This is a genomic window from Thermotoga sp. Cell2 (genome assembly GCF_000789375.1).
Classification (GTDB): Bacteria; Thermotogota; Thermotogae; order Thermotogales; family Thermotogaceae; genus Thermotoga; species Thermotoga petrophila.
The window spans coordinates 857,680-881,599 of record NZ_CP003409.1 but is presented as its reverse complement, the minus strand read 5'-3'; the positions used below and the strand labels follow the sequence as shown (position 1 = coordinate 881,599).

The 23,920-nt window shown below is 45.9% G+C and carries 20 protein-coding genes; 12 read left to right on the top strand and 8 right to left on the bottom strand.

What is annotated here, in order from left to right; translation table 11 throughout:
* The first annotated feature begins 73 nt into the window (after positions 1-73).
* From CELL2_RS04460 to CELL2_RS04440, 5 genes are read left to right on the top strand one after another with little or no spacing between them, the layout of a single operon-like run.
* Complete coding sequence (locus CELL2_RS04460; RefSeq protein ID WP_004082532.1) at positions 74-538, top strand: ferrous iron transport protein A; 465 nt, start codon at positions 74-76, stop codon at positions 536-538.
* Positions 507-2,516, top strand: coding sequence for a ferrous iron transport protein B (gene feoB / locus CELL2_RS04455; protein ID WP_004082534.1), 2,010 nt, complete (start codon positions 507-509; stop codon positions 2,514-2,516). The genes CELL2_RS04460 and feoB overlap by 32 nt, the downstream gene beginning before the upstream one ends.
* Positions 2,513-2,845 carry a hypothetical protein gene (locus tag CELL2_RS04450; protein ID WP_004082537.1) on the top strand — a complete coding sequence of 111 codons (333 nt, stop codon included), beginning with the start codon at positions 2,513-2,515 and terminating at the stop codon, positions 2,843-2,845. Before feoB ends, CELL2_RS04450 begins: the two co-directional genes overlap by 4 nt.
* Positions 2,842-3,936 carry an alpha/beta fold hydrolase gene (locus tag CELL2_RS04445; RefSeq protein ID WP_012310808.1) on the top strand — a complete coding sequence of 365 codons (1,095 nt, stop codon included), beginning with the start codon at positions 2,842-2,844 and terminating at the stop codon, positions 3,934-3,936. The genes CELL2_RS04450 and CELL2_RS04445 overlap by 4 nt, the downstream gene beginning before the upstream one ends.
* On the top strand, positions 3,933-4,523 hold the full coding sequence (locus CELL2_RS04440) for a hypothetical protein (RefSeq protein ID WP_038033244.1): 591 nt from the start codon (positions 3,933-3,935) through the stop codon (positions 4,521-4,523). Before CELL2_RS04445 ends, CELL2_RS04440 begins: the two co-directional genes overlap by 4 nt.
* Here CELL2_RS04440 and aguA read toward each other — a convergent pair whose 3' ends face one another.
* Genes aguA through CELL2_RS04410 form a run of 6 tightly spaced genes read right to left on the bottom strand, consistent with a single transcriptional unit; the run spans position 4,524 to position 12,717 of the window.
* On the bottom strand, positions 4,524-6,548 hold the full coding sequence (gene aguA / locus CELL2_RS04435; protein WP_038033243.1) for a xylan alpha-(1->2)-glucuronosidase: 2,025 nt from the start codon (positions 6,546-6,548) through the stop codon (positions 4,524-4,526).
* A 56-nt stretch (positions 6,549-6,604) separates the two neighbouring features.
* Positions 6,605-8,578 carry an ABC transporter substrate-binding protein gene (locus tag CELL2_RS04430; protein ID WP_038033242.1) on the bottom strand — a complete coding sequence of 658 codons (1,974 nt, stop codon included), beginning with the start codon at positions 8,576-8,578 and terminating at the stop codon, positions 6,605-6,607.
* A 13-nt stretch (positions 8,579-8,591) separates the two neighbouring features.
* Positions 8,592-9,608, bottom strand: coding sequence for an ABC transporter ATP-binding protein (locus CELL2_RS04425; protein WP_038033241.1), 1,017 nt, complete (start codon positions 9,606-9,608; stop codon positions 8,592-8,594).
* A complete protein-coding gene (locus CELL2_RS04420) occupies positions 9,605-10,600 on the bottom strand; it encodes an ABC transporter ATP-binding protein (protein ID WP_012310803.1) in 996 nt (331 codons plus the stop codon). Before CELL2_RS04420 ends, CELL2_RS04425 begins: the two co-directional genes overlap by 4 nt.
* 13 nt (positions 10,601-10,613) lie before the next feature.
* A complete protein-coding gene (locus CELL2_RS04415) occupies positions 10,614-11,702 on the bottom strand; it encodes an ABC transporter permease (protein WP_012896099.1) in 1,089 nt (362 codons plus the stop codon).
* A gap of 28 nt (positions 11,703-11,730) precedes the next feature.
* Positions 11,731-12,717, bottom strand: coding sequence for an ABC transporter permease (locus tag CELL2_RS04410; protein WP_004082548.1), 987 nt, complete (start codon positions 12,715-12,717; stop codon positions 11,731-11,733).
* Positions 12,718-13,034: 317 nt separating this feature from the next.
* Here CELL2_RS04410 and xynA point away from each other — a divergent pair, with 317 nt between their 5' ends.
* Complete coding sequence (xynA, locus tag CELL2_RS04405) at positions 13,035-16,214, top strand: endo-1,4-beta-xylanase XynA (RefSeq protein ID WP_038033240.1); 3,180 nt, start codon at positions 13,035-13,037, stop codon at positions 16,212-16,214.
* Positions 16,215-16,267: 53 nt separating this feature from the next.
* Positions 16,268-16,801, top strand: coding sequence for a carbohydrate binding domain-containing protein (locus CELL2_RS04400; protein WP_011943446.1), 534 nt, complete (start codon positions 16,268-16,270; stop codon positions 16,799-16,801).
* Positions 16,802-16,850: 49 nt separating this feature from the next.
* Here the strand turns inward: CELL2_RS04400 and CELL2_RS04395 are convergent, their stop codons facing one another.
* On the bottom strand, positions 16,851-17,297 hold the full coding sequence (locus CELL2_RS04395; protein ID WP_038033239.1) for a hypothetical protein: 447 nt from the start codon (positions 17,295-17,297) through the stop codon (positions 16,851-16,853).
* A gap of 10 nt (positions 17,298-17,307) precedes the next feature.
* Positions 17,308-18,663, bottom strand: coding sequence for a glucuronate isomerase (uxaC, locus tag CELL2_RS04390; protein ID WP_038033238.1), 1,356 nt, complete (start codon positions 18,661-18,663; stop codon positions 17,308-17,310).
* Positions 18,664-18,764: 101 nt separating this feature from the next.
* Between uxaC and CELL2_RS04385 the strand changes: the two genes are divergently transcribed.
* The 5 genes from CELL2_RS04385 (at position 18,765) to uxuA (ending at position 23,913) form a co-directional block, all read left to right on the top strand.
* Complete coding sequence (locus CELL2_RS04385) at positions 18,765-19,505, top strand: IclR family transcriptional regulator (RefSeq protein WP_011943443.1); 741 nt, start codon at positions 18,765-18,767, stop codon at positions 19,503-19,505.
* A gap of 69 nt (positions 19,506-19,574) precedes the next feature.
* The gene (locus CELL2_RS04380; protein ID WP_011943442.1) at positions 19,575-20,186 is read left to right on the top strand and encodes a bifunctional 4-hydroxy-2-oxoglutarate aldolase/2-dehydro-3-deoxy-phosphogluconate aldolase; all 612 of its coding nucleotides are present in this window, start codon (positions 19,575-19,577) and stop codon (positions 20,184-20,186) included.
* Complete coding sequence (locus CELL2_RS04375) at positions 20,183-21,202, top strand: sugar kinase (RefSeq protein WP_038033237.1); 1,020 nt, start codon at positions 20,183-20,185, stop codon at positions 21,200-21,202. The genes CELL2_RS04380 and CELL2_RS04375 overlap by 4 nt, the downstream gene beginning before the upstream one ends.
* Before the next feature lie 12 nt (positions 21,203-21,214).
* Positions 21,215-22,834 carry a D-mannonate dehydrogenase UxuB gene (uxuB, locus tag CELL2_RS04370; protein ID WP_029683657.1) on the top strand — a complete coding sequence of 540 codons (1,620 nt, stop codon included), beginning with the start codon at positions 21,215-21,217 and terminating at the stop codon, positions 22,832-22,834.
* Positions 22,831-23,913 carry a mannonate dehydratase gene (uxuA, locus tag CELL2_RS04365; protein ID WP_029683656.1) on the top strand — a complete coding sequence of 361 codons (1,083 nt, stop codon included), beginning with the start codon at positions 22,831-22,833 and terminating at the stop codon, positions 23,911-23,913. Before uxuB ends, uxuA begins: the two co-directional genes overlap by 4 nt.
* Positions 23,914-23,920 lie beyond the last annotated feature (7 nt).

The following is a 23,920-nucleotide window of genomic DNA, read 5'->3' as shown; positions in this document are numbered from 1 at the left end:
AAAGCATCCATGTGATGATGATACAATTAATCTGAATTTTTTGAGAATCATTCTCAAAAAAGGGGGCAGAGCCGTGAAACTTTCAAGACTCGTACCAGGAGTTCCCGCAAGAATAAAAAGACTCGAAGTTTCCGGAGAACTGCATGAAAAACTCGTGGGAATGGGATTCGTTCCAGGTGAAGAAATAGAAATCGTTCAAGTCGCTCCCCTGGGAGATCCCATCGTTTGCAAGATTGGGAATAGGAACATCACATTGAGAAAAAGAGAAGCGGATCTCATAGAAGTGGAAGTCGTGGGAGGAGAATTGCCTTTGATCCTTGCAGACGATGGAACTTACGAGATAACCAAACTAAATGGTGGAAGGAGATTTCTTTTTAGAATGAAGAACCTTGGAATCGAATCAGGTAAGAAAATACAGGTTTCAGGAAGGAGATACTACATAGAAGGAAGGGAAATAGATTTAGGATACGGCGAAGCAACCAAGATATGGGTGAGGAGGGTCAGCGATGCCGGTGAAGAGTCTCACCCGCAGAAGTGAGATTTCTCAAAAAATCGTGAAAGTCGCTCTTGCGGGATGCCCAAACGTTGGAAAGACCAGTCTTTTCAATGCCCTGACCGGCACGAAACAGTACGTCGCCAACTGGCCCGGCGTGACGGTTGAGAAAAAGGAAGGTGTCTTCACATACAAAGGGTACACCATCAATCTGATAGACCTTCCTGGAACTTACTCGCTCGGATATTCCTCGATAGACGAAAAGATAGCCCGTGACTATTTACTGAAAGGTGACGCTGATCTTGTGATACTCGTCGCGGACTCTGTCAATCCAGAGCAGAGTCTGTATCTACTTCTTGAAATACTAGAAATGGAAAAAAAAGTTATCCTTGCCATGACAGCCATAGACGAAGCGAAAAAGACGGGAATGAAAATCGATCGTTATGAACTTCAGAAACATCTGGGAATCCCCGTGGTTTTCACCTCTTCTGTTACTGGAGAGGGTCTGGAGGAACTCAAAGAAAAGATTGTGGAGTACGCACAAAAAAACACGATTCTTCACAGAATGATTCTGGATTACGGAGAAAAAGTAGAATCTGAGATAAAGAAGGTAGAAAATTTTCTCAGAGATAAAAAGTTGAGAATCAACCCGAGGTATTTCGCTTTGAAATACCTCTCGGGGGACCCGGAATTTTACTCAGAGGGCGTGAAGCTTGGTCTTCCAGAGCTGAGCGAAGAAGAAAGGATCGGTTATCGCCTTCTCATAGCGAAAAGAAAGAGAGAATACGTTGAAAACGTTGTTAAAGAAGCCTTTGCAGATGCAGGGTCGAAATCTCTCTCTCTATCCGAAGCCATAGATCATGTCCTGACCCACAAGTTTCTTTCGTTTCCGCTGTTCTTTGCCCTCATGTATCTCGTTTTCAAGTTCACATTCGACATCGCGCAGGTCTTTTCGGACTTGCTGGATCTGCTCTTTTCCCAGTTGGGATCCGCTGTTGTCAACACTTTCGGAGAGAACGCTTTCACATCGCTGATATCCGATGGAATCATTGGTGGAGTGGGAAGTGTTCTGGTGTTCACACCAAACATCTTCGCCATGTTCCTCGCACTCGGTTTTCTGGAAGAAAGCGGTTATCTCCCCAGAGCCGCGTTCGTGATGGACAGAATCATGGAAAAATTCAAACTGAGCGGTAGAGCGTTCATGTCCCTCATACTCGGATTCGGATGTAATGTACCTTCTATCATGGCCACCCGTGCCATAGATGATCCAAGAGAAAGGCTCGTGACCATCCTCATCACTCCCTTTATCAGCTGCAGCGCAAGACTTCCAGTGTACCTTCTCATTCTGAGAATCTTCTTCCCTGAGTCCTCCGCTGCCATGCTCTTTATAATCTACTCTCTGAGTATTCTGATAACCCTCCTTTCATCGGTTGTCATAAACTGGCTGTTCTACAGGGGAAGGACTTCACCACTCATTCTGGAACTGCCGAGGTACAGAATGCCCACACTCAAGAATCTGTACATCTACACCTGGAACAGAGGAAAGCACTTTCTGAAAAAAGCCGGAACGATCATATTCGTTTCTGCCATTCTTATCTGGGTTTTGAGTTATTTCCCAGCAGCCGGGGACATTGAGAACAGCTTCTCCGCGATGATAGGAAAATCCTTGGAGTGGATCTTCAAGCCTTTTGGATACTCCTGGAAGATAGTGACATCGCTCTTCTACGGGGCCGTAGCGAAGGAAGTTGTTGTCTCGACTATGTCGATGCTCTATGGATTCGAGGAAGAAACATTCCTGGGAGCAAAGGAAGCTCTGTCTGCGGAAATGGACCCTGTGTCTGCCATAGCGTTTCTCATTTTCGTCATGGCGTACATACCGTGTTTCGCAACTATCGCAACCATATATTCTGAAACGGGAAGTTTGAAGTGGACCCTTTTCTCAATTGGATATTCCCTTTCAATTGCGTATGTGCTATCCCTGATCGTATTCTATGTTGGAAAACTGGTGGTGATGCTAATATGAACATTTTGATGTTCATATTAACCCTGATTTCTGGTATCCTTTACATGAAGATCGATCTTCTGTTCGGCATCTTCCTGGGAGTCGTCTCGCTTGTTTTTCTTGCTGGACAATTCGAGATCTCTAAAGAAAAGTACCATGCACACATGTTCGTTGGAAGTATCATTGTTTTGTTTTTCGCTGGAATGAGTCTTCTTGAGTACCTGACAGGGTTTTTGAGACCCATTCTTGGAGAAGAAAGAATCACCCTGTCAGCGGGACACTACACCCTCTTTCTAACGGGATTGGTGGCACTTTTCATGATATTCAAGAAAAGGATGAGATCAGAATGAGGTTCTTTCTGGTTGCGATCGTCCTTCTTGGTGTATCAATGTTTGGCTTCAACATCATTCTGGAATCTACACCCACACTCTACGATGTGGTGGAGTACTACGCTGGGGACTGGTGTATATTCAGGATGGTGTACGATGGAACCGTTGATCCGTACAATCCTCCTCTCCTTGAAACCAACGCCACCGTCATTGGAAAAGTGATAAAATGGCAAAAACCAGAGGAAAAACTCGCTGAAATACACAAAGAAGGTTCTTCTCTCAATCTCGTAGTGATACACGGAATGGATCCGAGGGAATACACAGGCGAGATGACCGAGTACAAGAAAGAGATTGAGAAGGTGTTCGAGGAAATAGGAGAAAGACTGAGAATAAACGTCTATCTGTTTATCTACCCAACTCTTCTTGCAGATCCGGAAAAGTCAGCCGAAAGATTCATCGATCTCACAAAAGATATGGAGAACATCATCATATTCGCACACAGCATGGGAGGAATAATAGCAGAGCATATCGCTGCTAAGCACCCTGGAAACGTGAAAGGGATAATCTTCGCGGGAACGCCTCACTTAGGAAGTCCACTTGCCAACGTTCTGTTCACCGATCCAGATCGATACGAAGAGGAGTTTCTCATAGACAAAAAGACCGCAGAAAATCTCAGAGCGGCTCTTCTGATATCCTACGCGGGTTTCAGTGCAACGTACGCTCCAGGATACAGATATCTTCTCTGGCAAAGAAAACCACTGGATTTTTCAAATGTTCCGTTTGTGAACCTGGTCGGAACTATTTCCCTCGATAGTGTAGAAAGTATTCCAGGAATTCTACTGAACATAATGACAACATCTGCGTGGGACACTCTGGGATTGATCGGCCTGAAACTTCTCGCAAGTAGTGTTTCCACAATGAAAGACGATTTTGAAGAAACGGATGGTATGGTACCATGCAAAAGTGCCTCATACGGAGGAAATGCACTCGTTTTCGACGCCGATCACGAAGATCTTTACAAAAGAAGAAATATAATCCTCGAGGGGCTTTCATATATTCTTTTCAGAATACTGGAAAACGAGGTGATTTTAAAGAAGGGGGGATCGCAATGAAAGTTCTTTTGATTTCTGCTATTCTGTTCAGTTTTATTCTCGCGGGATGCATGTTGACCACGACTTTCCAAACCCCACCAGGTACTGGAGAGTTTTCAGAGGAGACATTGTTTGAGAACGTTGTCGAAGAAGAATCTCCAGAATCAACAATTACTACTGTTGTGGACAACAGTTTGCCCGAATCCGATCAACACGGAACGGTTCTCTACGTTTCTCCTTCTTCAACAGATGTCACTGGTTTCATCAGCGTGTGGTTCGATCTAAAGAAGCTCCTTGAAGGAAAAGCTTTCAAAGGAGACATCGTTAAGTTTTATATCGACATACTTCAAACCAGAGAAGACCAGGCGACTGTCACTATGAACATCTATGAAGAAACCAGCGACAGCACCTCACTCACACCGATAGCCACGGCTCTTTTGGAGAAAAACGAATGGACGACCGTGGAAGGTACCACGACCGTCCCTGATCTTGACAATGTCGAAAGATATCTACTCGGTGTTTGTGCTTCGGAACCCGCCACACTCGACTTCTACATAGACAATTTCGAATGGGAGGTCATATATCAAGAAGAAGGAGGAGCAATCTGATCACGGATATATCTTTCTTCCCTTCTCATCAGGGATACCCGTTCTCCTGTAAAAGTATGTGTTGATTACATCACGCCACTCCTTCGCGTGTTCGAGTTGCATATGAAGACGCTCTTTCACTCTCTCAAAAATATCTGGTGATACCCTGTCTTTCAGTTCCTCCCATTTCTTTATGAATTCTTCTACTTCCTCCACCCCTTCAAAGTGGAGATCGTACATCGTCTGAAGGAGTGTCTTTCCGGATTTCAAACGATGATCGTATCGTACCCTGTGGAAGAAAAGAAGAAGATCCTCGGGACACGTGTTGATATCATCGTATATCTCTTTCCACGGTGAATGGTATTGAAGGGTGTAACCAGTGCCTCTGGAAGTTCTATCGACACCGATCGCTTCCCAGTTGGCTCTGTGGTAAGTACCCCATTTCGAATATTCGTATCCCTCCGGATTTGGACCGTAGTGGTGACCAGGATTCACCATCCATCCCAACCCGAACGGAGTGGTGTATTTTTCATAGGTTTTGTGGGATTTCATCAACATGTATGAAACATTTTCCAGAACCTTCTCGTCATCGCCGAAAGTGAGTTTTATCCATTCTTCAACTATCCTTTCGATTTCTTCATCGGGATTCCACGCAAGTCTTCCGAACGCGTATAAATTCGCCTGAGCGAGATCGTGGCCCGTCCAGTTCACACTGTCACCAACGTTTGATACTCCGGCAAAACCGTTGTTTTCACGGTCAAAGAGAGTTCCATCCACGATTCTCTTCACGTAAGAACCCTCACCCTTCGCAAATGTATCGAATTCCAGTATCTCCTTCCAGAGGGTTCCTAAAAAACACAGATGAATCTGCTGACCTGTGTATTCCTGCGTGATTTGAAGCTCAAGAATTTGATTTGTCCTCTCCATTCCTCCGAAAAGCGGATTGACGGGTTCTCTCACCTGAAAATCCATAGGACCATACTTTATTTGAATGATCACGTTGTCATCGAACTGCCCATCGAGAGGTTTGAAATTGTCATAAGCCGCCTTTGCTCTGTCCGTTTTGTAATCTCTCCAGTCTTGGAGACAGTTGTAAACGAAAGCTCTCCATATTACTACCCCACCGAACGGTGCCAGTGCCCTTGCAAGCATGTTTGCGCCTTCTGCGTGCGTTCTTCCAAACATGTGCGGTCCAGGATTGAACTCAGAATCGGCTTTGACAAGAAACCCTCCAAAATCTGGAATATAATCGTATATTTCCCTCGCTTTTTCTCTCCACCAGCGCGCCACTCTTTCGTCGAGGGGATCGGCCGTATCCAGCCCTCCCAGATAAACAGGAGAAGCGAAGTTTATACTTAGATAGATCTTAATTCCATACTCTCTGAAGATATCAGCCAACTTTTTCAATCTTTTAAGGTAGATAGAGTCTATCAGGTAAACTTCTCGCTTTTTGACGTTCACGTTGTTTATAACAACACCGTTTATACCTATTGAGGCTAAGAGTCTGGCGTAGTCTTGCGTTCTCTGATTTATGATAATTCTGTTGTCTTTGAAAAAAATGGAGTTCCCTGCGTATCCTCTCTCGATCGTTCCATCGAGGTTGTCCCAGTGGTTAAGCATACGAAATTTCGCTTTCGGCTTCTCCAGGACATTCATTTTCTCGATATCTTCACCAAGTCTTATTCTCTTCATCAAATCAAAAATCCCGTAAACAAGCGCCTTCTTTGTTTCGCCAGTTACAAGCAGGATTTTCGAACCGTTCCACTCGAGCGTTCTCAGCATGAAACCTTCCTCACCAAGATTCTCATCAAGCTTGATGGGAAGGGATTCCAAACGTCCCACCATGATGTATTTTTCTTTCTTCAATGGTCTGGAATAAAATCTGGGAGTGATGCCAATCGATCTTTCAGAAAATCTTCTGATCTCGTCTTTCAAAACTGAAGAACCGGGTTCCAGAATGGAAACACTTGAAAACCAGTCTTTGAGTTTTCCGGCGGCATCAGCTGGTAAACCTCTGTACTCCAGCCAGCACATCCTGTAGTCCACAGCATTTCCCTCCCTGAAAGTTTTGAAAACCCCCGGCGATTGCCGGGGGCTTCGATTCATTTCTGTTCGATGAAGAACTGCATCGGCATGGCATTCAGAGGAGTTCTCAACACATCGTCCGTTACGAGAAATTCTGGTACGTTTCTGAAGTTGTTCTTCGCTATGGCAGGCGAAAGGTCTTCTCCGACGGTTCCTATCATCCAGAGATTTTCTCTATGGATCTTCGTTGCTTCTGCCATGAGCTCTTTGATTTTATCAGGATCCGGCGTGGAGGCTATCTGGTAGTACAGATCGACAAGTCTGTAGACGACCTCTGGTGGTTCAGGCCCTTCGGGTACTTCTTCGGGTTCCACGCCTCTTATGTTCTTGTCGATGTAGTACGAGATCCAGTCACTCCATCCCATGTACCAGAAGTCTGCTATGTCCTCGGAACCCGGGAAGATGACCATCGGTGAAGAGAGTGGTTGAGCAGCCCTATCCATGTTCCACACCATCGCATCGAAGTCACCGGCATCGGCTCTTTCGTAGAAGAGAGACCTTTCAACGTTCTCGATCTCCACCCAGACCCCTATCTGTCTCCAGTATTCCTTCACCATCGTCCAGACGTCAACATGAAACTGTCCAGTCACAGTGATGGTGAATCGGAGTGGTCTGCCATCTGGTAAGAGTCTGTATTCGTGCTTGTCATCCCACTTCAGCCCCATCTCATCGAGAAGCTTGTTCGCTCTGTCTGGATCGTACTCTGCGTAAGCTTTTTCCCACTCGGGATCGAAGTATGGGGATCCACTCACGAGAGATGCCTGCCTTGGCTCAGCGAGACCGTTGAAGAGAATCTCGTTGATTTCTTCCCTGTTGATAGCGAGTGAGAGAGCCTGCCTGAACCTCACATCGTTGAAGACCTTCCTCAGCACCTCGTCGGAGTGAGCGTAGTTCAATGAGATTCTGCTGGCAGAACCGTTCGCAGCGATCCATTTCAGCACCCTGTATCCTCCACTCTGGGCGTTCTCCATGAGCAGTGTGAAGTTTCCTGCTCCCGCTCCCAGTCCTCCGATATGTCTCCACTGCATATCGATTTCACCGGAGATCGCTTTCAGGAGTATGACTTCGTCGTTCTTGACGTATTCGTGCCTCACGTAATCGATGTATGGAAGCTGATTCCCTTCGATATCAACCGCCCAGAAGTACGGGTTTCTCTCGAGTATGTAGAACTGTTCTGTTGGATCGGTGATAGGCTTCCACGGTGATAGTGTTGGAAGCTCGGTGTTTTCAAGGAAGTCGTTTTTATCGTTGAAGAGGTCCACCCAGGTGTTGTGCACACCTTCCACCATCTTCTTCTCTATTTCTTCCATCGGTGTGTACTTTGGATGGAACTGTTTCAGATAGTGTGCTGGTGCTCCGGTAAATCCACCGTATGGAACTTTCAGAAGGAACAATCCATAAGGCTTGCTGAATTCGAACTTCACCGTGTAATCATCGAGTGCCTCGACTTTCACACCAATGTTGTACCAGTCAGGTTTCGAAGGTGTGATATCGTCGTTTCCTACGATGTCGTTAACCCAGAACACGATATCGTGGGCCGTGTACGGTACTCCATCGGACCACTTCACACCCTTTCTCAGATGGAAGATGTATACCCTTCCGTTCTCCAGAACTTCCCAGCTCTTCGCAAGCCCCGGAACGAGTTTTCCACCCTCTTTGTCCCAGAACGCGAGTTTCACTTCGATGAGTTTGGAAATACCCCACCTGTCAGAAGGCCCTTTCCAGACCCTTCTCCAGGTACCACCGAACTGTCCAACTTTTTCAACAGGCTGAACCACGAGCGGTTCCTCCGGAAGTCTCTGTTCGACGGGTGGAAGCTTTCCTTCTTCGACGAGTTTGGTCAGCATCGGTGATTCATGGTACTCGGTAATCTTCTTTCCTGTAGCCTTGTAGTACTCTTCCGGTGTTGCGTAGAAGACCCATGTGTCGTTGGCAGCAAGAGCTAAAACAACCATGAACACAAGCGACAGCAAAACAAGCAACCTTCTCACAACTAACACCCCCTCACAAAGTGATTTTCACACCTCTCAATTTCAAACTTTCGGCGAAATGACAGGCCACGTAATGTGGATTGTCTTCCGTTCCAAGATTTCTGAACTCAGGATACTCTTCCTTACAGATACTTTTTGCATAAGGACATCTTGGGTAGAAGTAACATCCTGATGGTGGGTTTGCCGGGTTTGGAACCTCTCCTTCTATTGGAACGAGTTCTTCCCTCAGATCCGGATCAGGCTTTGGAACGGACCTCAAAAGCGTCTCCGTGTATGGATGCTTTGGATTTTCGAATATCTCCTCGGTGCTGGAAAGTTCCACAATCTTTCCTAAGTACATCACCGCAACTCTATCGGATATGTGTTCCACAACGCTCAGGTCGTGTGTGATAAAGAGATAGGTGAGGGCAAATTCTTCCTGAAGATCCATTAAAAGGTTGAGTATCTGTGCCCTTATGGAAACATCCAGTGCAGATGTCGGTTCATCACACACCACCAGTTTCGGTCTCAGGGCGATTGCCCTTGCTATAACGATTCTCTGCCTCTGTCCACCTGAGAAGGCATGCGGATACCTTATCATGTACTCTGGTCTCAATCCGACTGCTTTCAGAAGTTCTGCCACTCGATCTTCCAGTTCTTTTCCCTTCGCTATACCGTTCACCAGAAGTGGTTCACCAACGATCTCTTTGACCTTCATTCTTGGGTTGAGAGAGGTATAAGGATTCTGAAAGATCATCTGCATATACCTTCTGTAGGGTTTCAGTTCATCTCTGGAGAGCTTTGCTATGTTCACGTCTTTTCCATCCAGATGAAGAATAACATCTCCATCTGTGGGATCTATCGCTCTGAGGATACTCTTGGCTGTCGTTGTTTTTCCACACCCACTCTCTCCCACCAGTGCGAGAGTTTCACCCTGTTTTATATCGAAACTGATATCATCCACTGCTCTGACGTAACCTACCACCTTCTTGAAAAAACCCTTTGTCAGCGGGAAGTACTTTTTCAGTCCCTTCACTTCGAGTAGTTTCATTCTTTTTCCCCTCCATAAAGGAAGCACTTTACTTTGTGGCCGGGTTTTACCTCTACCTCGGGAGGTTCTTTCACATCACACAATCCTTTCATGAATTTCTCACATCTGTTGTGGAACCTGCAACCTGTTGGAAGATTGTACGGATCCGGTACCATGCCCTTTATGGTCTCGAGTCTCGTTTTCCTTATTCCAATCTTCGGAATGGATCTCAGCAGAGCCTGTGTGTAAGGATGGAGCGGATTCTTGAAGAGTTCGAAGACCTCCGCTGTCTCCACAATGTTTCCGAGGTACATCACAGCTACTCTGTCTGCCATCTGGGCCACGACTCCCATATCGTGCGTGATCAGAAGGATCGAAGAATGGTACTCCTTTTGAAGTTCCTTCATTAGATAAAGAATTTGTGCCTGTATAGTCACGTCCAGAGCAGTCGTGGGTTCATCCGCTAAAAGCAACGTGGGATTCAGAGACATAGCCATTGCGATCATACATCTTTGAAGCATTCCACCGGAGAGTTCAAAAGGATACATATCCACTACCTTCTCGGCGTTCGGAATCTTCACCTTTTTGAGCATCTCTACAACGCGCTTTCGTGCTTCTTCCTTTGAAATGTTCTCGTGAAGTAATATCGCTTCTACCATCTGCGCACCAACTGTGTACACAGGAGAAAAAGAGGCCATCGGTTCCTGAAAAATCATCGATATATCCTTCCCTCTTATATCCCTTATTTCTTCACCTTCAGGATCGAGTCTCGTGAGATCTAACGTTTTCCCATTTCTGTGAAACACAATCTCTCCATTAACTATTCGAGCGCTTTTTGGAAGGATCCTCAGTATGGACTGTGCCGTGACACTCTTGCCACAACCACTTTCACCAACGAGACCCAGTATTTCTCCCCTTCGAATATCGAACGAAACCCCATCAACCGCTTTTACTGTTCCTTCAGTGAGATCAAAATAAACTTTTAAATCTCTTATTTCGAGAACCTTTTCCATGACTCTCCTCCCTTCATGTCTTGTATGGGTCGGCGGCGTCTCTCAGACCATCACCGACGAAGTTGAAGCAAAGGACAGTGATGATCACAAAGAGACCAGGTATCAGAAGCCATGGATAGAGAGCGACAGTTCTTATGTTCTGTGCTTCCTGTAGAAGAACACCCCAGCTGATTGCTGGTGGTCTGAGTCCCAGTCCCAGAAAGCTGAGCCCAGTCTCACCGAGTATCATCCCGGGTATCGAAAGTGTGGCAGAAGCTATAAGGTGACTCGTCAGAGATGGAAGCATGTGTTTGAAAATGATTCTCCATTCCGAAGCTCCAGCAAGCCTTGCAGCTACAACAAAGTCTTCATCTTTGAGCGAGAGAAATTTACTTCTCACGACTCTCGCAAGCCCTGTCCAGCCTATCAATGAAAGGATCACGGTGATGGCAAAGTACACCTTTATCTGTGACCAGTACCTTGGAAGCGCCGCAGCCAGTGCCATCCAGAGAGGAATGGTTGGAATACTAATCAGAAACTCTATAGTTCTCTGAATGAAGTTATCGATTTTTCCTCCGTAGTATCCGGATATGCCCCCTATGATGATCCCAAGAACCATGCTGAGAAAGACTCCCACCAACCCTATTGTGGTGGAGATCCTGGCACCGTAAAGAATTCTGGAAAAGACATCTCTTCCGAGTCTGTCAGTTCCAAAAAGGAAGATAGTACCTTCTTCTACTCCAAAGAAATGAACGTCGGATTCCCACGTGTTCCAGAGTTTGTATTTGTCACCGTGAACAAAGAGCTTTATTTTATATATCTTCGTCTTATCTTCCTTATAGATTCTTCTGAACGTCTCCGGATCTCTTTCCATCTTGTATCCATAAACAAAGGGACCTATGAATTTTCCTTCGTGGAAGAAGTGAATCTTCTGTGGAGGAGCGTATACGTACCTTGCAAAGATCCTGTTTGGATCGTACGGTGAGAAAAATTCGCAGAAAATACCAAGAACGTAGAGTATTCCGAGAATCACCATTCCAATAACTGCGAGTTTGTTTTTCTTGAACCTCCACCACATCAACTTCCATTCTGAAGCAAGATACAGTTCTTCTGTTTTGTCCATCTTCTTCCTCTTCCACACACCTATCACCTCATTCAAATCTTATTCTGGGATCGAGCCAGGCAAGTAAGATGTCGGATATGAGAGTTCCTATGATCGTGAAGACACTCAGTATCAAAACGAGACTCCCTGCGAGGTACATATCCTGGGAAGTGAGTGCGTCAAGAAGAAGCGTACCAACCGTGGGAAGGTTCAAAACGATACCCGTCACAACTGCACCTGAGACTATCTGAGGAAGTGCCCACCCAGCAGTGGAAGCAAAAGGAATGACGGCAACTCTCAACGGGTACTTCCAGACGAGTTCTCTCTCAGGTACTCCTCTTGCTCTCGCTGCAACCACATAAGGCTTGTTTATTTCATCGAGGAGATTCGCTCTCAAAACCCTTATGAGACCGGCCATGCTTCCCGTTCCCAGGACAACTACTGGAATCCAGATGTGCTTCAAGAGATCAACAAATTTGGCCCACGACCAGGGAGCACCGGCATATTCCGGAGAAAATAGTCCACCTAAACTAACACCGGTCGTTACAAACATGAACCACAAAAGAATCAGAGCGAGGAGGAAGTTAGGTGTAGCGAGTCCTATATAACCAAGCACGGTAAAAACATAATCACCGATAGAATACTGATGCGTTCCAGAATAAACACCTATTAAAAATCCGAAAACCCACGCGAAAGCCGTTGAAAGAACGGATATCAGTATTGTCCACCAGACCCTCTGATTCAACAAATCACTGACAGGTTTTTCCCACATGAAAGAGTATCCGAAGTCACCTTTCGTAATGATGTTGCCGATCCAGTAAAAGTATCGGACTATCACTGGTTTGTCCAGACCATACCTTTTCTTCAGAACTTCCAGAGCCGCCTGATCGATGGTCTCTCCACTCTGCCTGAGCGTCATAACATATGTGGTGAGATAGTCTCCTGGAGGAAGTTCGATGATGATGAAAGAGACAATAGAGATAACGAACAACAAAGGAATGGCGTAGAGAACTCGTTTTGCTATATAAGCGAGCACACAGTACACCTCCTCGAAAATTGTTTTCAAAATCAGAAGTTACAATAACAAGTTGCATCGTTTCTTCTTGGAATGAATTCTACACTATCACATCAAAAGAAATCAAGTGCCATTAACGGTGATTACACCACATTAACTGCGAATAGTAGAAATTATTGCAGAATATTTTCGTTTTTCTAATTTGAAAGTTCCTTTCACAATAATAGTATAATTTCTTATCGAAGAAGGTCAATTTTTCTTTACAAAAAATAACTTTAGGATGATATAATTTCCCAAAAGAAGGTTGGTTAATTTTATGCAGGGAGGTGTGTGGATCTATGCGAGTCAGGAAGAGACGGGGTCTTCTGGATGTTTCAACCGCCGTACTGGTGGGGATTTTAGCGGGTTTTCTCGGTGTCGTACTGGCAGCATCGGGTGTTCTGAGTTTCGGGAAAGAAACCTCTTCTAAGGGAGATTCTTCTCTCGAAACAGTTCTTGCTTTGAGTTTTGAAGAAACAACAGAAGGTGTGGTCCCATTTGGAAAAGGCGTTGTTCTCACAGCTTCGAAGGATGTAGCAGCAGATGGCGCGTACTCTCTAAAGGTCGAGAACAGAGCCTCCCCATGGGATGGGGTAGAAATCGACCTGACCGGAAAGGTGAAATCCGGAGCAGATTACCTTCTTTCCTTCCAGGTCTATCAGTCTTCCGGTGCTCCACAATTGTTCAACGTAGTCGCGAGAACAGAAGATGAGAAGGGAGAGAGGTACGACGTCATACTCGACAAGGTTGTCGTATCAGATCACTGGAAAGAGATCTTAGTACCGTTCTCACCCACGTTCGAAGGCACACCCGCAAAATACTCTCTCATCATCGTAGCGTCTAAAAACACGAATTTCAATTTCTACCTTGACAAGGTTCAGGTACTCGTTCCAAAAGAATCGGGCCCAAAGGCCATCTATGAAACATCCTTTGAAAGCGGTGTTGGAGACTGGCAACCCAGAGGAGACGTGAACATCGAAGTCTCATCTGAAGTAGCACATTCAGGTAAGAGTTCACTCTTTATCTCCAACAGACAGAAGGGCTGGCAGGGTGCCCAGATCAACCTGAAAGGAATTCTGAAAACAGGAAAAACTTACGCCTTTGAAGCCTGGGTCTATCAGAACTCCGGTCAAGATCAAACGATCATCATGACGATGCAGAGAAAGTACTCATCCGACGCGAACACACAGTATGAGTGGATAAAATCAGCTACTGTACCATCTGGTCAGTGGGTACAGCTCTCTGGAACGTACACGATCCCGGCCGGAGTTACCGTGGAAGATCTCACGCTTTACTTCGAATCTCAAAATCCAACCCTTGAGTTCTACGTGGATGACGTGAAGATAGTGGATACAACTTCCGCAGAGATAAAGATTGAAATGGAACCTGAAAAAGAGATACCCGCTCTGAAAGAAGTACTGAAAGATTACTTCAGAGTCGGAGTTGCACTGCCGTCCAAGGTCTTCCTCAACCCGAAGGACATAGAACTCATCACGAAACACTTCAACAGCATCACCGCAGAAAACGAGATGAAACCAGAGAGCCTGCTCGCAGGCATCGAAAACGGTAAGTTGAAGTTCAGGTTTGAAACGGCAGACAAATACGTTCAGTTCGTTGAAGAAAACGGCATGGTCATAAGAGGTCACACTCTTGTGTGGCACAGCCAGACACCCGACTGGTTCTTCAAAGATGAAAACGGGAACCTCCTCTCCAAAGAAGCGATGACGGAAAGACTCAAAGAGTACATCTACACCGTTGTCGGACACTTCAAAGGAAAAGTCTACGCATGGGACGTGGTGAACGAAGCAGTTGATCCGAACCAGCCGGATGGACTGAGAAGATCCACCTGGTACCAGATCATGGGGCCTGACTACATAGAACTCGCCTTCAAGTTCGCAAGAGAAGCAGATCCAGATGCAAAACTCTTCTACAACGACTACAACACATTCGAGCCCAGAAAGAGAGACATCATCTACAACCTCGTGAAAGATCTCAAAGAGAAGGGACTCATCGATGGGATAGGGATGCAGTGTCACATCAGTCTTGCAACAGACATCAAACAGATCGAAGAGGCCATCAAAAAGTTCAGCACCATACCCGGTATAGAAATTCACATCACAGAACTCGATATGAGTGTCTACAGAGATTCCAGTTCCAACTACCCAGAGGCACCGAGGACGGCACTCATCGAACAGGCTCACAAAATGATGCAGCTCTTTGAGATCTTCAAGAAGTACAGCAACGTGATCACGAACGTCACATTCTGGGGTCTCAAGGACGATTACTCCTGGAGAGCAACAAGAAGAAACGACTGGCCGCTCATCTTCGACAAAGATCACCAGGCGAAACTCGCTTACTGGGCGATAGTGGCACCTGAGGTCCTTCCACCACTTCCAAAAGAAAGCAGGATCTCCGAAGGCGAAGCAGTGGTAGTGGGGATGATGGACGACTCGTACCTGATGTCGAAGCCGATAGAGATCCTTGACGAAGAAGGGAACGTGAAGGCAACGATCAGGGCAGTGTGGAAAGACAGTACGATCTACATCTACGGAGAGGTGCAGGACAAGACGAAGAAACCAGCAGAAGACGGAGTGGCCATATTCATCAACCCGAACAACGAAAGAACACCCTATCTGCAGCCTGATGACACCTACGTTGTGCTGTGGACGAACTGGAAGACGGAGGTCAACAGAGAAGACGTACAGGTGAAGAAATTCGTTGGGCCTGGCTTTAGAAGATACAGCTTCGAGATGTCGATCACGATACCAGGTGTGGAGTTCAAGAAAGACAGCTACATAGGATTTGACGTTGCGGTGATAGACGACGGGAAGTGGTACAGCTGGAGTGACACGACGAACAGCCAGAAGACGAACACGATGAACTACGGAACGCTGAAGCTCGAAGGAATAATGGTAGCGACAGCAAAATACGGAACACCGGTCATCGATGGAGAGATCGATGAGATCTGGAACACGACAGAGGAGATAGAGACGAAAGCGGTGGCTATGGGATCGCTTGACAAGAACGCGACAGCGAAAGTGAGGGTGCTGTGGGACGAGAACTACCTGTACGTACTTGCGATCGTGAAAGATCCCGTTCTGAACAAAGACAACAGCAACCCGTGGGAGCAGGATTCCGTGGAGATCTTCGTGGATGAGGACAACCACAAGACAGGATACTACGAAGACGACGACGCGCAGTTCAGGGTGAACTACATGAACGAGCAGACGTTTGGAACGGGAGGGAGTGCTGCAAGGTTTGTGACGGCGGTGAAGCTGATCGAAGGAGGATACATAGTTGAGGCAGCGATCAAGTGGAAGACGATCAAGCCAACACCGAACACGGTGATAGGATTTAACATCCAGGTGAACGATGCGAACGAGAAAGGGCAGAGGGTCGGTATCATCTCCTGGAGCGATCCCACAAACAACAGCTGGCAAGATCCTTCAAAGTTCGGTAACCTCAGACTCATCAAGTGAGGGGGTGCTCCCCCTCCTTTTTGATCATCATCTCGAAGGGGGGTAGATAGATCATGAAAAAGTGGTTTTTGTTGAGTGTGCTGGGAGTCTTCGCTTTTCTGATCATCCTTTCAGGATGTGTCTCTGCACCTGGTACGGAAGGAGCATTGAACAAGGTTCTAAAGGTAGAAACGGGTGATCAAGGCTGGAAAACGGCGTGGTTCTACGATATTGAGAACTACATCAACGCAGATGCAACCTACACCTACAGCGTCAGGATCTACCACGAAGAAGCCACATCTGTGAAGTTCAATCTCACGTTGAAGACAACAAAAGATCAATACGAATCCATATTCTATGGAAGTGAAGTTCCACCCGCAACATGGGTGACGATTGAAGCAACCTACACGTTGAACTCCTCTAATGGAAATCCCTCGGACATCTACATCGAACCTCAGACCTCCGGTATTGTCTTCTACTTCGACGACTTTGTGATCAAGGATGAGAGTGGCAAAGTTGTTTTGAAAACTGATTTCGAAGACGGTACAGAACAGGGCTGGTTGGGTAACGGCGCCACCATTTCTGTTGTGTATGACCCTGCCCAGTGAGCCGGAATCCTGTGAAATTAAAACCCCCGCTCGTGCGGGGGTTTATTCTTCATACACTGTGTAGATACTCATTTTTCAAATATCTGGAGGAAACGAAAATAAGAAGAGATCCACCGATGAGCTTCAGGAGGTAGATGATGATTTCCGGTAATCCCAACTTATAACCGACCGAGAAGAAAAATGGAGCCTGAAACCCTGCCCAAACAAACATGAGGATTCCTGAAACTGTGAGAACCGCCCTTAGAAGATCCTTCATACTACTTTCCACTTTTTTCCTGAAGTAACTCTCACTGAATATGAAAAATCCAAGGAACGCGATGCCCAAAACTATCACAACGAATTTGTCCACAGCGTTTATGGTTTGTAAACGAGCACTTGTGAGTCCAAGCAAGGTGAAGAAGAATCTTCTACCTTCCATGAATATCACGTAAAATCCAAGAGCACTCGTCACCGAAAGGAAGAGATAGGCCAAAACGTAATTGAAAATTTTTTTCATAATTCCCCCCTCATCCAAAGAAGAGAGCTTTCGGGCCATCGTAACTAACTTGCTTCACGAGTTCTCTTGCTTCCTTAATAGGAATCTGCCCTTTTTCAACCATCTCTCCCACCACATTCGAAAGAACCCTCCTGAACATCTCTGTTCTGGAACCGAAGGAGAGAAGTTTTCTGGAATCTGTGACCATTCCCGCAAGGTTGTACAGAAGATCGACTGAAGCGAGGTATTTCAGGTGCATCTCCATACCGAATGGACTGTCGTTGAACCACCATGGAGCACCGACATAAACATTCGGGAAAGCACGTGCAATGGTGGCTATCGTTGGAAGATGCGTGGGATCGAGTACATAGAGAACGATCTTGAGCTTTCCGTCGAACTCGTTCAGAAAGTACCTCAGCCCTTCTGCAATTCTCAGAAAGTTCGTCGAAATATCTCCTCCTGAGTCCGGTCCGAGTGTTTTGAAAAGACTGTCTCTGTAGTCCCTCAAAGCACCGATGTGAAGCTGTGTCACCCAGTTCGTTTCCTGGTTCATTTTCCCAAACTGAATCATCATGAAAGCCTTGTAATCGTTTATTTCATCCTGAGTGAGTTTCTCCCCACTGAAGGCTTTTTCATGAACTGCCCTTGCTCTGTTTTCGTCCACATAGTATACGGATGGCTCCAGGAGAGCATGGTCACTCGCCACACAACCATGCTCTTTGAAATGTTCGTGGGATTTCCAGAGCGCACTCAGGAAACCCTCCAGCGTGGAGGTATCTTCACCGTAACGCTCCCCCATCTTCTCCACGTACTCTCTCCATCCCTCTTTGTCCACGTTCATTGCTCTGTCCGGCCTCCAGGTGGGAAGGATGGTAACACCTTCCACCACTTCTTTTGCCTTCCTGTGATATTCCAGAGTGGAAACAGGATCATCTGTCGTGCAAAGGATCTCCACTTTCATGTCTCTGAGAAGTTTCTGAGGTGTCATCTCAGGAAGCTTCTTTTTCGTTTCTTCCCATATCTCTTCTGCCGTCTCTTCTGAAATTACCTTCTTTATGTTGAACCTTCTCCAGAGATCAAGGTGTATCCACTCGTAGGTTGGATTTCCCACAAATCTTGGAAACACCTTTGCGAGGGCAAGCCATTTTTCTTTGTTACTTTTCGATCCAGTTATGTACTCTTCCGAAACACCACAGCGTCTCATGAGTTCCCACACATAATGATCTGTCGCACCCTCTACTTCCCAGATATCGTCCCAGGGTTTGTTTTCAACGATGTCTTTCGCATCTAGATGGTTGTGTGGATCCACAATGGGAAGATCCTTGACCTCATTGAACAATCGCACAGCTGCTCTGTTTGTCAGAAGGTAATCCTCTCCAAGAAACATACATCCACCTCCATTTGAAAATGGTTTTCTCAAAAAGAAAATCTTCATGGTATTATTATAATTGATTGTAGACAAAGAAGAAAATCAGGGAGGCAGATAATTTGAATACCCTCAAAAAAGCCTTTGAAATACTGGATTTCATCGTAAAGAATCCTGGCGATGTAAGTGTTTCTGAAATAGCCGAAAAGTTCAATATGAGCGTTTCAAACGCATACAAATACATGATCGTTCTCGAAGAGAAAGGGTTTGTTCTCAGAAAAAAAGACAAGAGATACGTACCGGGGTACAAATTGATAGAGTACGGTTCATTCGTTCTGAGGCGCTTCAACATTAGGGATATAGCTCACGACCATCTCGTGGATATCATGAAAAGAACGGGGGAAACAGTACACCTGATTTTGAAAGATGGCTTCGAGGGAGTTTACATAGACAAGGTGGAGGGTGAGCAGAGCATTCCTATGGTCTCAAGACTTGGTATGAAAGTCGACCTTTACTCCACAGCCTCTGGTAAATCCATTCTCGCCTTCGTTCCCGAAAAAGAATTGAAGGAATACCTGAAAATTGTGGAACTAAAACCAAAAACCCCAAACACCATCACGAATCCCAGAGTACTGAAGAGAGAGCTTGAAAAAATTAGAAAGCGAGGATACGCCGTAGACAACGAAGAAAACGAAATAGGTATCATGTGTGTGGGAGTTCCTATATTTGATCACAACGGATATCCGGTGGCTGGAGTGAGTATTTCCGGGGTTGCACGAAAGTTCACAGAGGAAAAAATAGAAGAATACTCCGATGTACTCAAAGAAAAGGCAGAAGAAATATCCAGAAAACTTGGATATTGAAATCCGTAGATCTATGATTTTTGGTTTTTTCGAAACATTATTAAACATCACATATCAGGAGGGATGAAGATGGAAGAGCTCTTCAAAAAACACAAGATTGTAGCCGTGCTGAGGGCAAACAGTGTGGAAGAAGCGAAAGAAAAGGCGTTGGCTGTTTTTGAAGGAGGAGTTCACCTCATCGAAATCACCTTCACTGTTCCAGACGCTGACACAGTCATCAAAGAACTCTCGTTCCTCAAGGAAAAAGGTGCCATAATAGGTGCAGGTACAGTGACGAGTGTCGAACAGTGCAGAAAAGCTGTAGAAAGTGGAGCAGAGTTCATCGTCAGTCCACACCTTGACGAAGAAATCTCTCAATTCTGCAAAGAAAAAGGTGTCTTCTACATGCCCGGTGTGATGACACCCACCGAACTTGTAAAAGCCATGAAACTCGGTCACACGATTTTGAAACTCTTCCCTGGAGAAGTGGTGGGACCTCAGTTTGTAAAAGCGATGAAAGGACCGTTCCCCAATGTGAAATTCGTGCCCACTGGAGGCGTGAATCTGGACAACGTGTGTGAGTGGTTCAAAGCCGGAGTCCTCGCTGTTGGTGTTGGAAGTGCTCTTGTGAAAGGAACACCAGACGAGGTGAGAGAAAAAGCAAAAGCGCTCGTAGAAAAGATCAGGGGGTGCACAGAATGAAGGTGGTAACTTTTGGAGAGATCATGTTGAGACTCTCACCACCAGATCATAAGAGGATCTTCCAGACAGACAGCTTCGACGTCACCTACGGCGGAGCAGAAGCGAACGTAGCGGCTTTTCTTGCTCAGATGGGACTCGATGCGTACTTTGTGACAAAACTACCAAACAACCCGCTGGGGGACGCTGCAGCAGGACATCTCAGAAAGTTCGGTGTGAAGACAGACTACATAGCAAGAGGTGGAAATCGAATAGGTATTTACTTCCTCGAAATAGGGGCTTCTCAGAGACCGAGTAAAGTTGTCTACGACAGAGCACACTCTGCCATTTCTGAGGCAAAAAGGGAAGACTTCGACTGGGGGAAAATTTTGGATGGTGCCAGATGGTTCCACTTCTCAGGAATTACTCCTCCCCTTGGAAAGGAGCTCCCTCTCATCCTCGAAGATGCTCTGAAGGTTGCCAAGGAGAAAAATGTGACCGTGAGCTGTGATCTGAACTACAGGGCAAGGCTCTGGTCGAAAGAGGAAGCCCAGAAGGTGATGATCCCATTCATGGAGTACGTGGACGTTCTGATAGCAAACGAAGAGGACATAGAGAAGGTTCTGGGAATACCCGTTGAAGGACTCGATCTGAAGACGGGGAAACTCAACAGGGAAGCCTACACAAAGGTTGCCGAGGAGATTTCGAAGAAGTATGGCTTCAAAACGATAGGAATCACATTGAGAGAGAGCGTCTCTGCTACTGTAAACTACTGGTCTGTCATGGTTTACGAAAACGGAAAGCCACACTTCTCAACAAGGTATGAGATACACATAGTCGACAGGGTCGGTGCAGGAGACAGCTTCGCCGGTGCTCTCATCTACGGAAGTTTGATGGGATTTGACTCGCAGAAAAAGGCCGAATTTGCGGCAGCCGCTTCCTGTCTCAAGCACACAATACCCGGGGATTTTGCGGTGCTCAGCATAGAAGAAATAGAGAAACTCGCGTCCGGTGCTACCTCCGGTCGAGTGGAAAGATAAGGAGGTGAAAACGTGCGTCTCAACAGGGAAACGATAAAAGATAGAGCAGCTTGGGAAAAGATAGGTGTCAGGCCTCCGTATTTCGATCTCGACGAAGTAGAGAAAAATACAAAAGAACAACCGAAATGGGTTCATTTCGGTGGTGGAAACATATTCAGGGGATTCGTTGCGGCAGTGCTTCAGAATCTCCTCGAAGAGGGAAAGGAAGATACCGGAATCAATGTGATAGAGCTTTTCGACTACGAAGTCATAGACAAAGTCTACAAACCGTACGACAATTTATCGATAGCGGTCACAATAAAACCCGACGGAGATTTTGAAAAGAGAATCATAGCGAGCGTGATGGAAGCCCTCAAAGGAGATCCTTTGCATCCAGACTGGGAAAGAGCAAAAGAAATCTTCAGAAATCCTTCTCTTCAGCTCGCTTCTCTCACCATCACAGAAAAAGGCTACAACATAGAAGATCAGGCCGGGAACCTCTTTCCTCAGGTGATGGAGGACATGAAAAACGGTCCTGTCTCACCCCAAACATCGATGGGAAAAGTGGCTGCACTTCTTTACGAAAGATTCAAAGCAGGAAGACTTCCTATCGCTCTTCTCAGCCTCGATAATTTCTCAAGAAATGGCGAAAAACTCTACAGCTCTGTGAAAAGAATTTCCGAGGAGTGGGTTAAAAACGGTCTGGTGGAAAAAGATTTCATTGATTATCTGGAAAAAGACGTTGCTTTCCCATGGAGTATGATAGACAAGATTGTACCGGGTCCTTCAGAATTCATAAAAGAGCACTTAGAAAAACTTGGAATAGGGGGAATGGAAATCTTTGTGACATCCAAGAGGACCCACATCGCTCCTTTCGTAAACATGGAATGGGCTCAGTATCTGGTGATAGAAGACAGCTTTCCGAACGGCCGGCCAAAACTCGAAGGAGCAGATAGGAACGTTTTTCTGACAGACAGAGAAACTGTTGAGAAGGCAGAAAGAATGAAGGTGACAACCTGTCTCAATCCTCTTCACACAGCGCTGGCCATCTTCGGTTGCCTTCTGGGATACAAAAAGATCGCAGACGAAATGAAAGACCCCCTCCTGAAAAAACTTGTAGAAGGTGTGGGAGAAGAGGGAATAAAAGTTGTGGTAGATCCCGGCATCATAAATCCAAGAGAATTCTTGAACGAAGTGATAAACATCAGACTTCCCAATCCATATCTGCCAGACACACCGCAGAGAATAGCGACGGACACCTCTCAAAAGATGCCTATCAGGTTCGGCGAAACTATAAAGGCATACCACGAAAGACCAGATCTGGATCCAAGGGATTTGAAATACATACCACTTGTGATAGCGGGATGGTGCAGATACCTCATGGGAATAGACGATGAAGGAAAAGAAATGCAGCTCAGTCCAGATCCCCTTCTTGAGAACCTGAGGTCTTACGTTTCAAAGATAAAATTCGGCGATCCCGAATCCACAGATGATCATCTGAAACCGATCCTTTCCAGCCAGCAGCTTTTCAGAGTGAACCTGTACGAAGTAGGACTTGGAGAAAAAATAGAAGAACTGTTCAAGAAAATGATCACAGGGCCACGAGCTGTGAGGAAAACACTCGAAGAAGTCGTTGGGAGGGAAAATGAATGAAGCTTGTCTTCAGATGGTATGGTGAAAAACACGATACCGTGACACTGGAACAAATACGTCAGATCCCAGGAGTAGAAGGAGTCGTAGGGGCTTTGTTTGACATACCTGTGGGAGAAGTCTGGCCACTTGAGAAAATAATGAAGCTGAAAGAAACCGTTGAAAAAGCGGGATTGAAACTCGAAGTTATCGAGAGTGTGAACGTCCACGAAGACATAAAACTGGGTCTTCCCACAAGGGACAGGTATATAGAGAACTACAAGGAAACGATCAGAAACCTGGCAAAGGCCGGTGTGAAGGTAGTCTGCTACAACTTCATGCCCGTATTCGACTGGATGAGAACGGATCTACACAAAAAACTCCCGGATGGTTCTGAAACGATGGAGTACGATCACCGTCTCATCGAAGGGGTAACACCAGACGAACTCATAAAACGAGTGAAAGAGGGCTCTCAGGGTTTCGTCCTTCCAGGATGGGAATGGGACAGACTGGAGAAACTGAGAGAAACCTTCGAACTCTACAAGAACGTAGATGAAGAAAAACTCTTCGAAAACCTGGTTTATTTTCTCGAAAGAGTTATCCCCGTTTGTGAAGAATGCGATGTGAAACTCGCAATACACCCGGATGATCCACCATGGAGTATTTTTGGCCTGCCAAGGATTATAACAAACAAGGAAAACATAGAGAGAATGTTGAAAGCTGTTGACAGCCCCTACAACGGAATAACGTTCTGCATGGGATCACTCGGAGCAAATCCTGAGAACAACATACCTGAGATGATCAGATATTTCGGAAAGATGGGCAGGATCCACTTTGCACACGTGAGAAACCTGAAGTTCACCGGTGAGAAGAGTTTCTACGAAACTGCACATCCTTCCTTCTGCGGTTCTCACGATCTCTTTGAAGTGATGAAAGCGTTCCATGACATAGGCTACGAAGGGTACATACGTCCTGATCATGGAAGGCTGATCTGGGGTGAAAAGGCACGTCCCGGCTATGGACTCTACGACAGGGCACTCGGAGCAACCTACATTCTCGGTCTCTGGGAAGCTATCGACAAAATGAAAAAGAGATACTGCTGAAAATAAG

Coding starts and splice junctions, on each gene's coding strand:
- uxaC (WP_038033238.1), bottom strand. CDS start 18,663: ATGTTTCTTGGAGAGGATTACCTTCTGACAAACAGAGCAGCTGTGCGA.
- CELL2_RS04440 (WP_038033244.1), top strand. CDS start 3,933: ATGAAAGTTCTTTTGATTTCTGCTATTCTGTTCAGTTTTATTCTCGCG.
- uxuA (WP_029683656.1), top strand. CDS start 22,831: ATGAAGCTTGTCTTCAGATGGTATGGTGAAAAACACGATACCGTGACA.
- CELL2_RS04425 (WP_038033241.1), bottom strand. CDS start 9,608: ATGAAACTACTCGAAGTGAAGGGACTGAAAAAGTACTTCCCGCTGACA.
- CELL2_RS04445 (WP_012310808.1), top strand. CDS start 2,842: ATGAGGTTCTTTCTGGTTGCGATCGTCCTTCTTGGTGTATCAATGTTT.
- CELL2_RS04420 (WP_012310803.1), bottom strand. CDS start 10,600: ATGGAAAAGGTTCTCGAAATAAGAGATTTAAAAGTTTATTTTGATCTC.
- CELL2_RS04400 (WP_011943446.1), top strand. CDS start 16,268: ATGAAAAAGTGGTTTTTGTTGAGTGTGCTGGGAGTCTTCGCTTTTCTG.
- feoB (WP_004082534.1), top strand. CDS start 507: ATGCCGGTGAAGAGTCTCACCCGCAGAAGTGAGATTTCTCAAAAAATC.
- CELL2_RS04395 (WP_038033239.1), bottom strand. CDS start 17,297: ATGAAAAAAATTTTCAATTACGTTTTGGCCTATCTCTTCCTTTCGGTG.
- xynA (WP_038033240.1), top strand. CDS start 13,035: ATGCGAGTCAGGAAGAGACGGGGTCTTCTGGATGTTTCAACCGCCGTA.
- CELL2_RS04380 (WP_011943442.1), top strand. CDS start 19,575: ATGGAAGAGCTCTTCAAAAAACACAAGATTGTAGCCGTGCTGAGGGCA.
- CELL2_RS04375 (WP_038033237.1), top strand. CDS start 20,183: ATGAAGGTGGTAACTTTTGGAGAGATCATGTTGAGACTCTCACCACCA.
- CELL2_RS04450 (WP_004082537.1), top strand. CDS start 2,513: ATGAACATTTTGATGTTCATATTAACCCTGATTTCTGGTATCCTTTAC.
- CELL2_RS04415 (WP_012896099.1), bottom strand. CDS start 11,702: ATGGACAAAACAGAAGAACTGTATCTTGCTTCAGAATGGAAGTTGATG.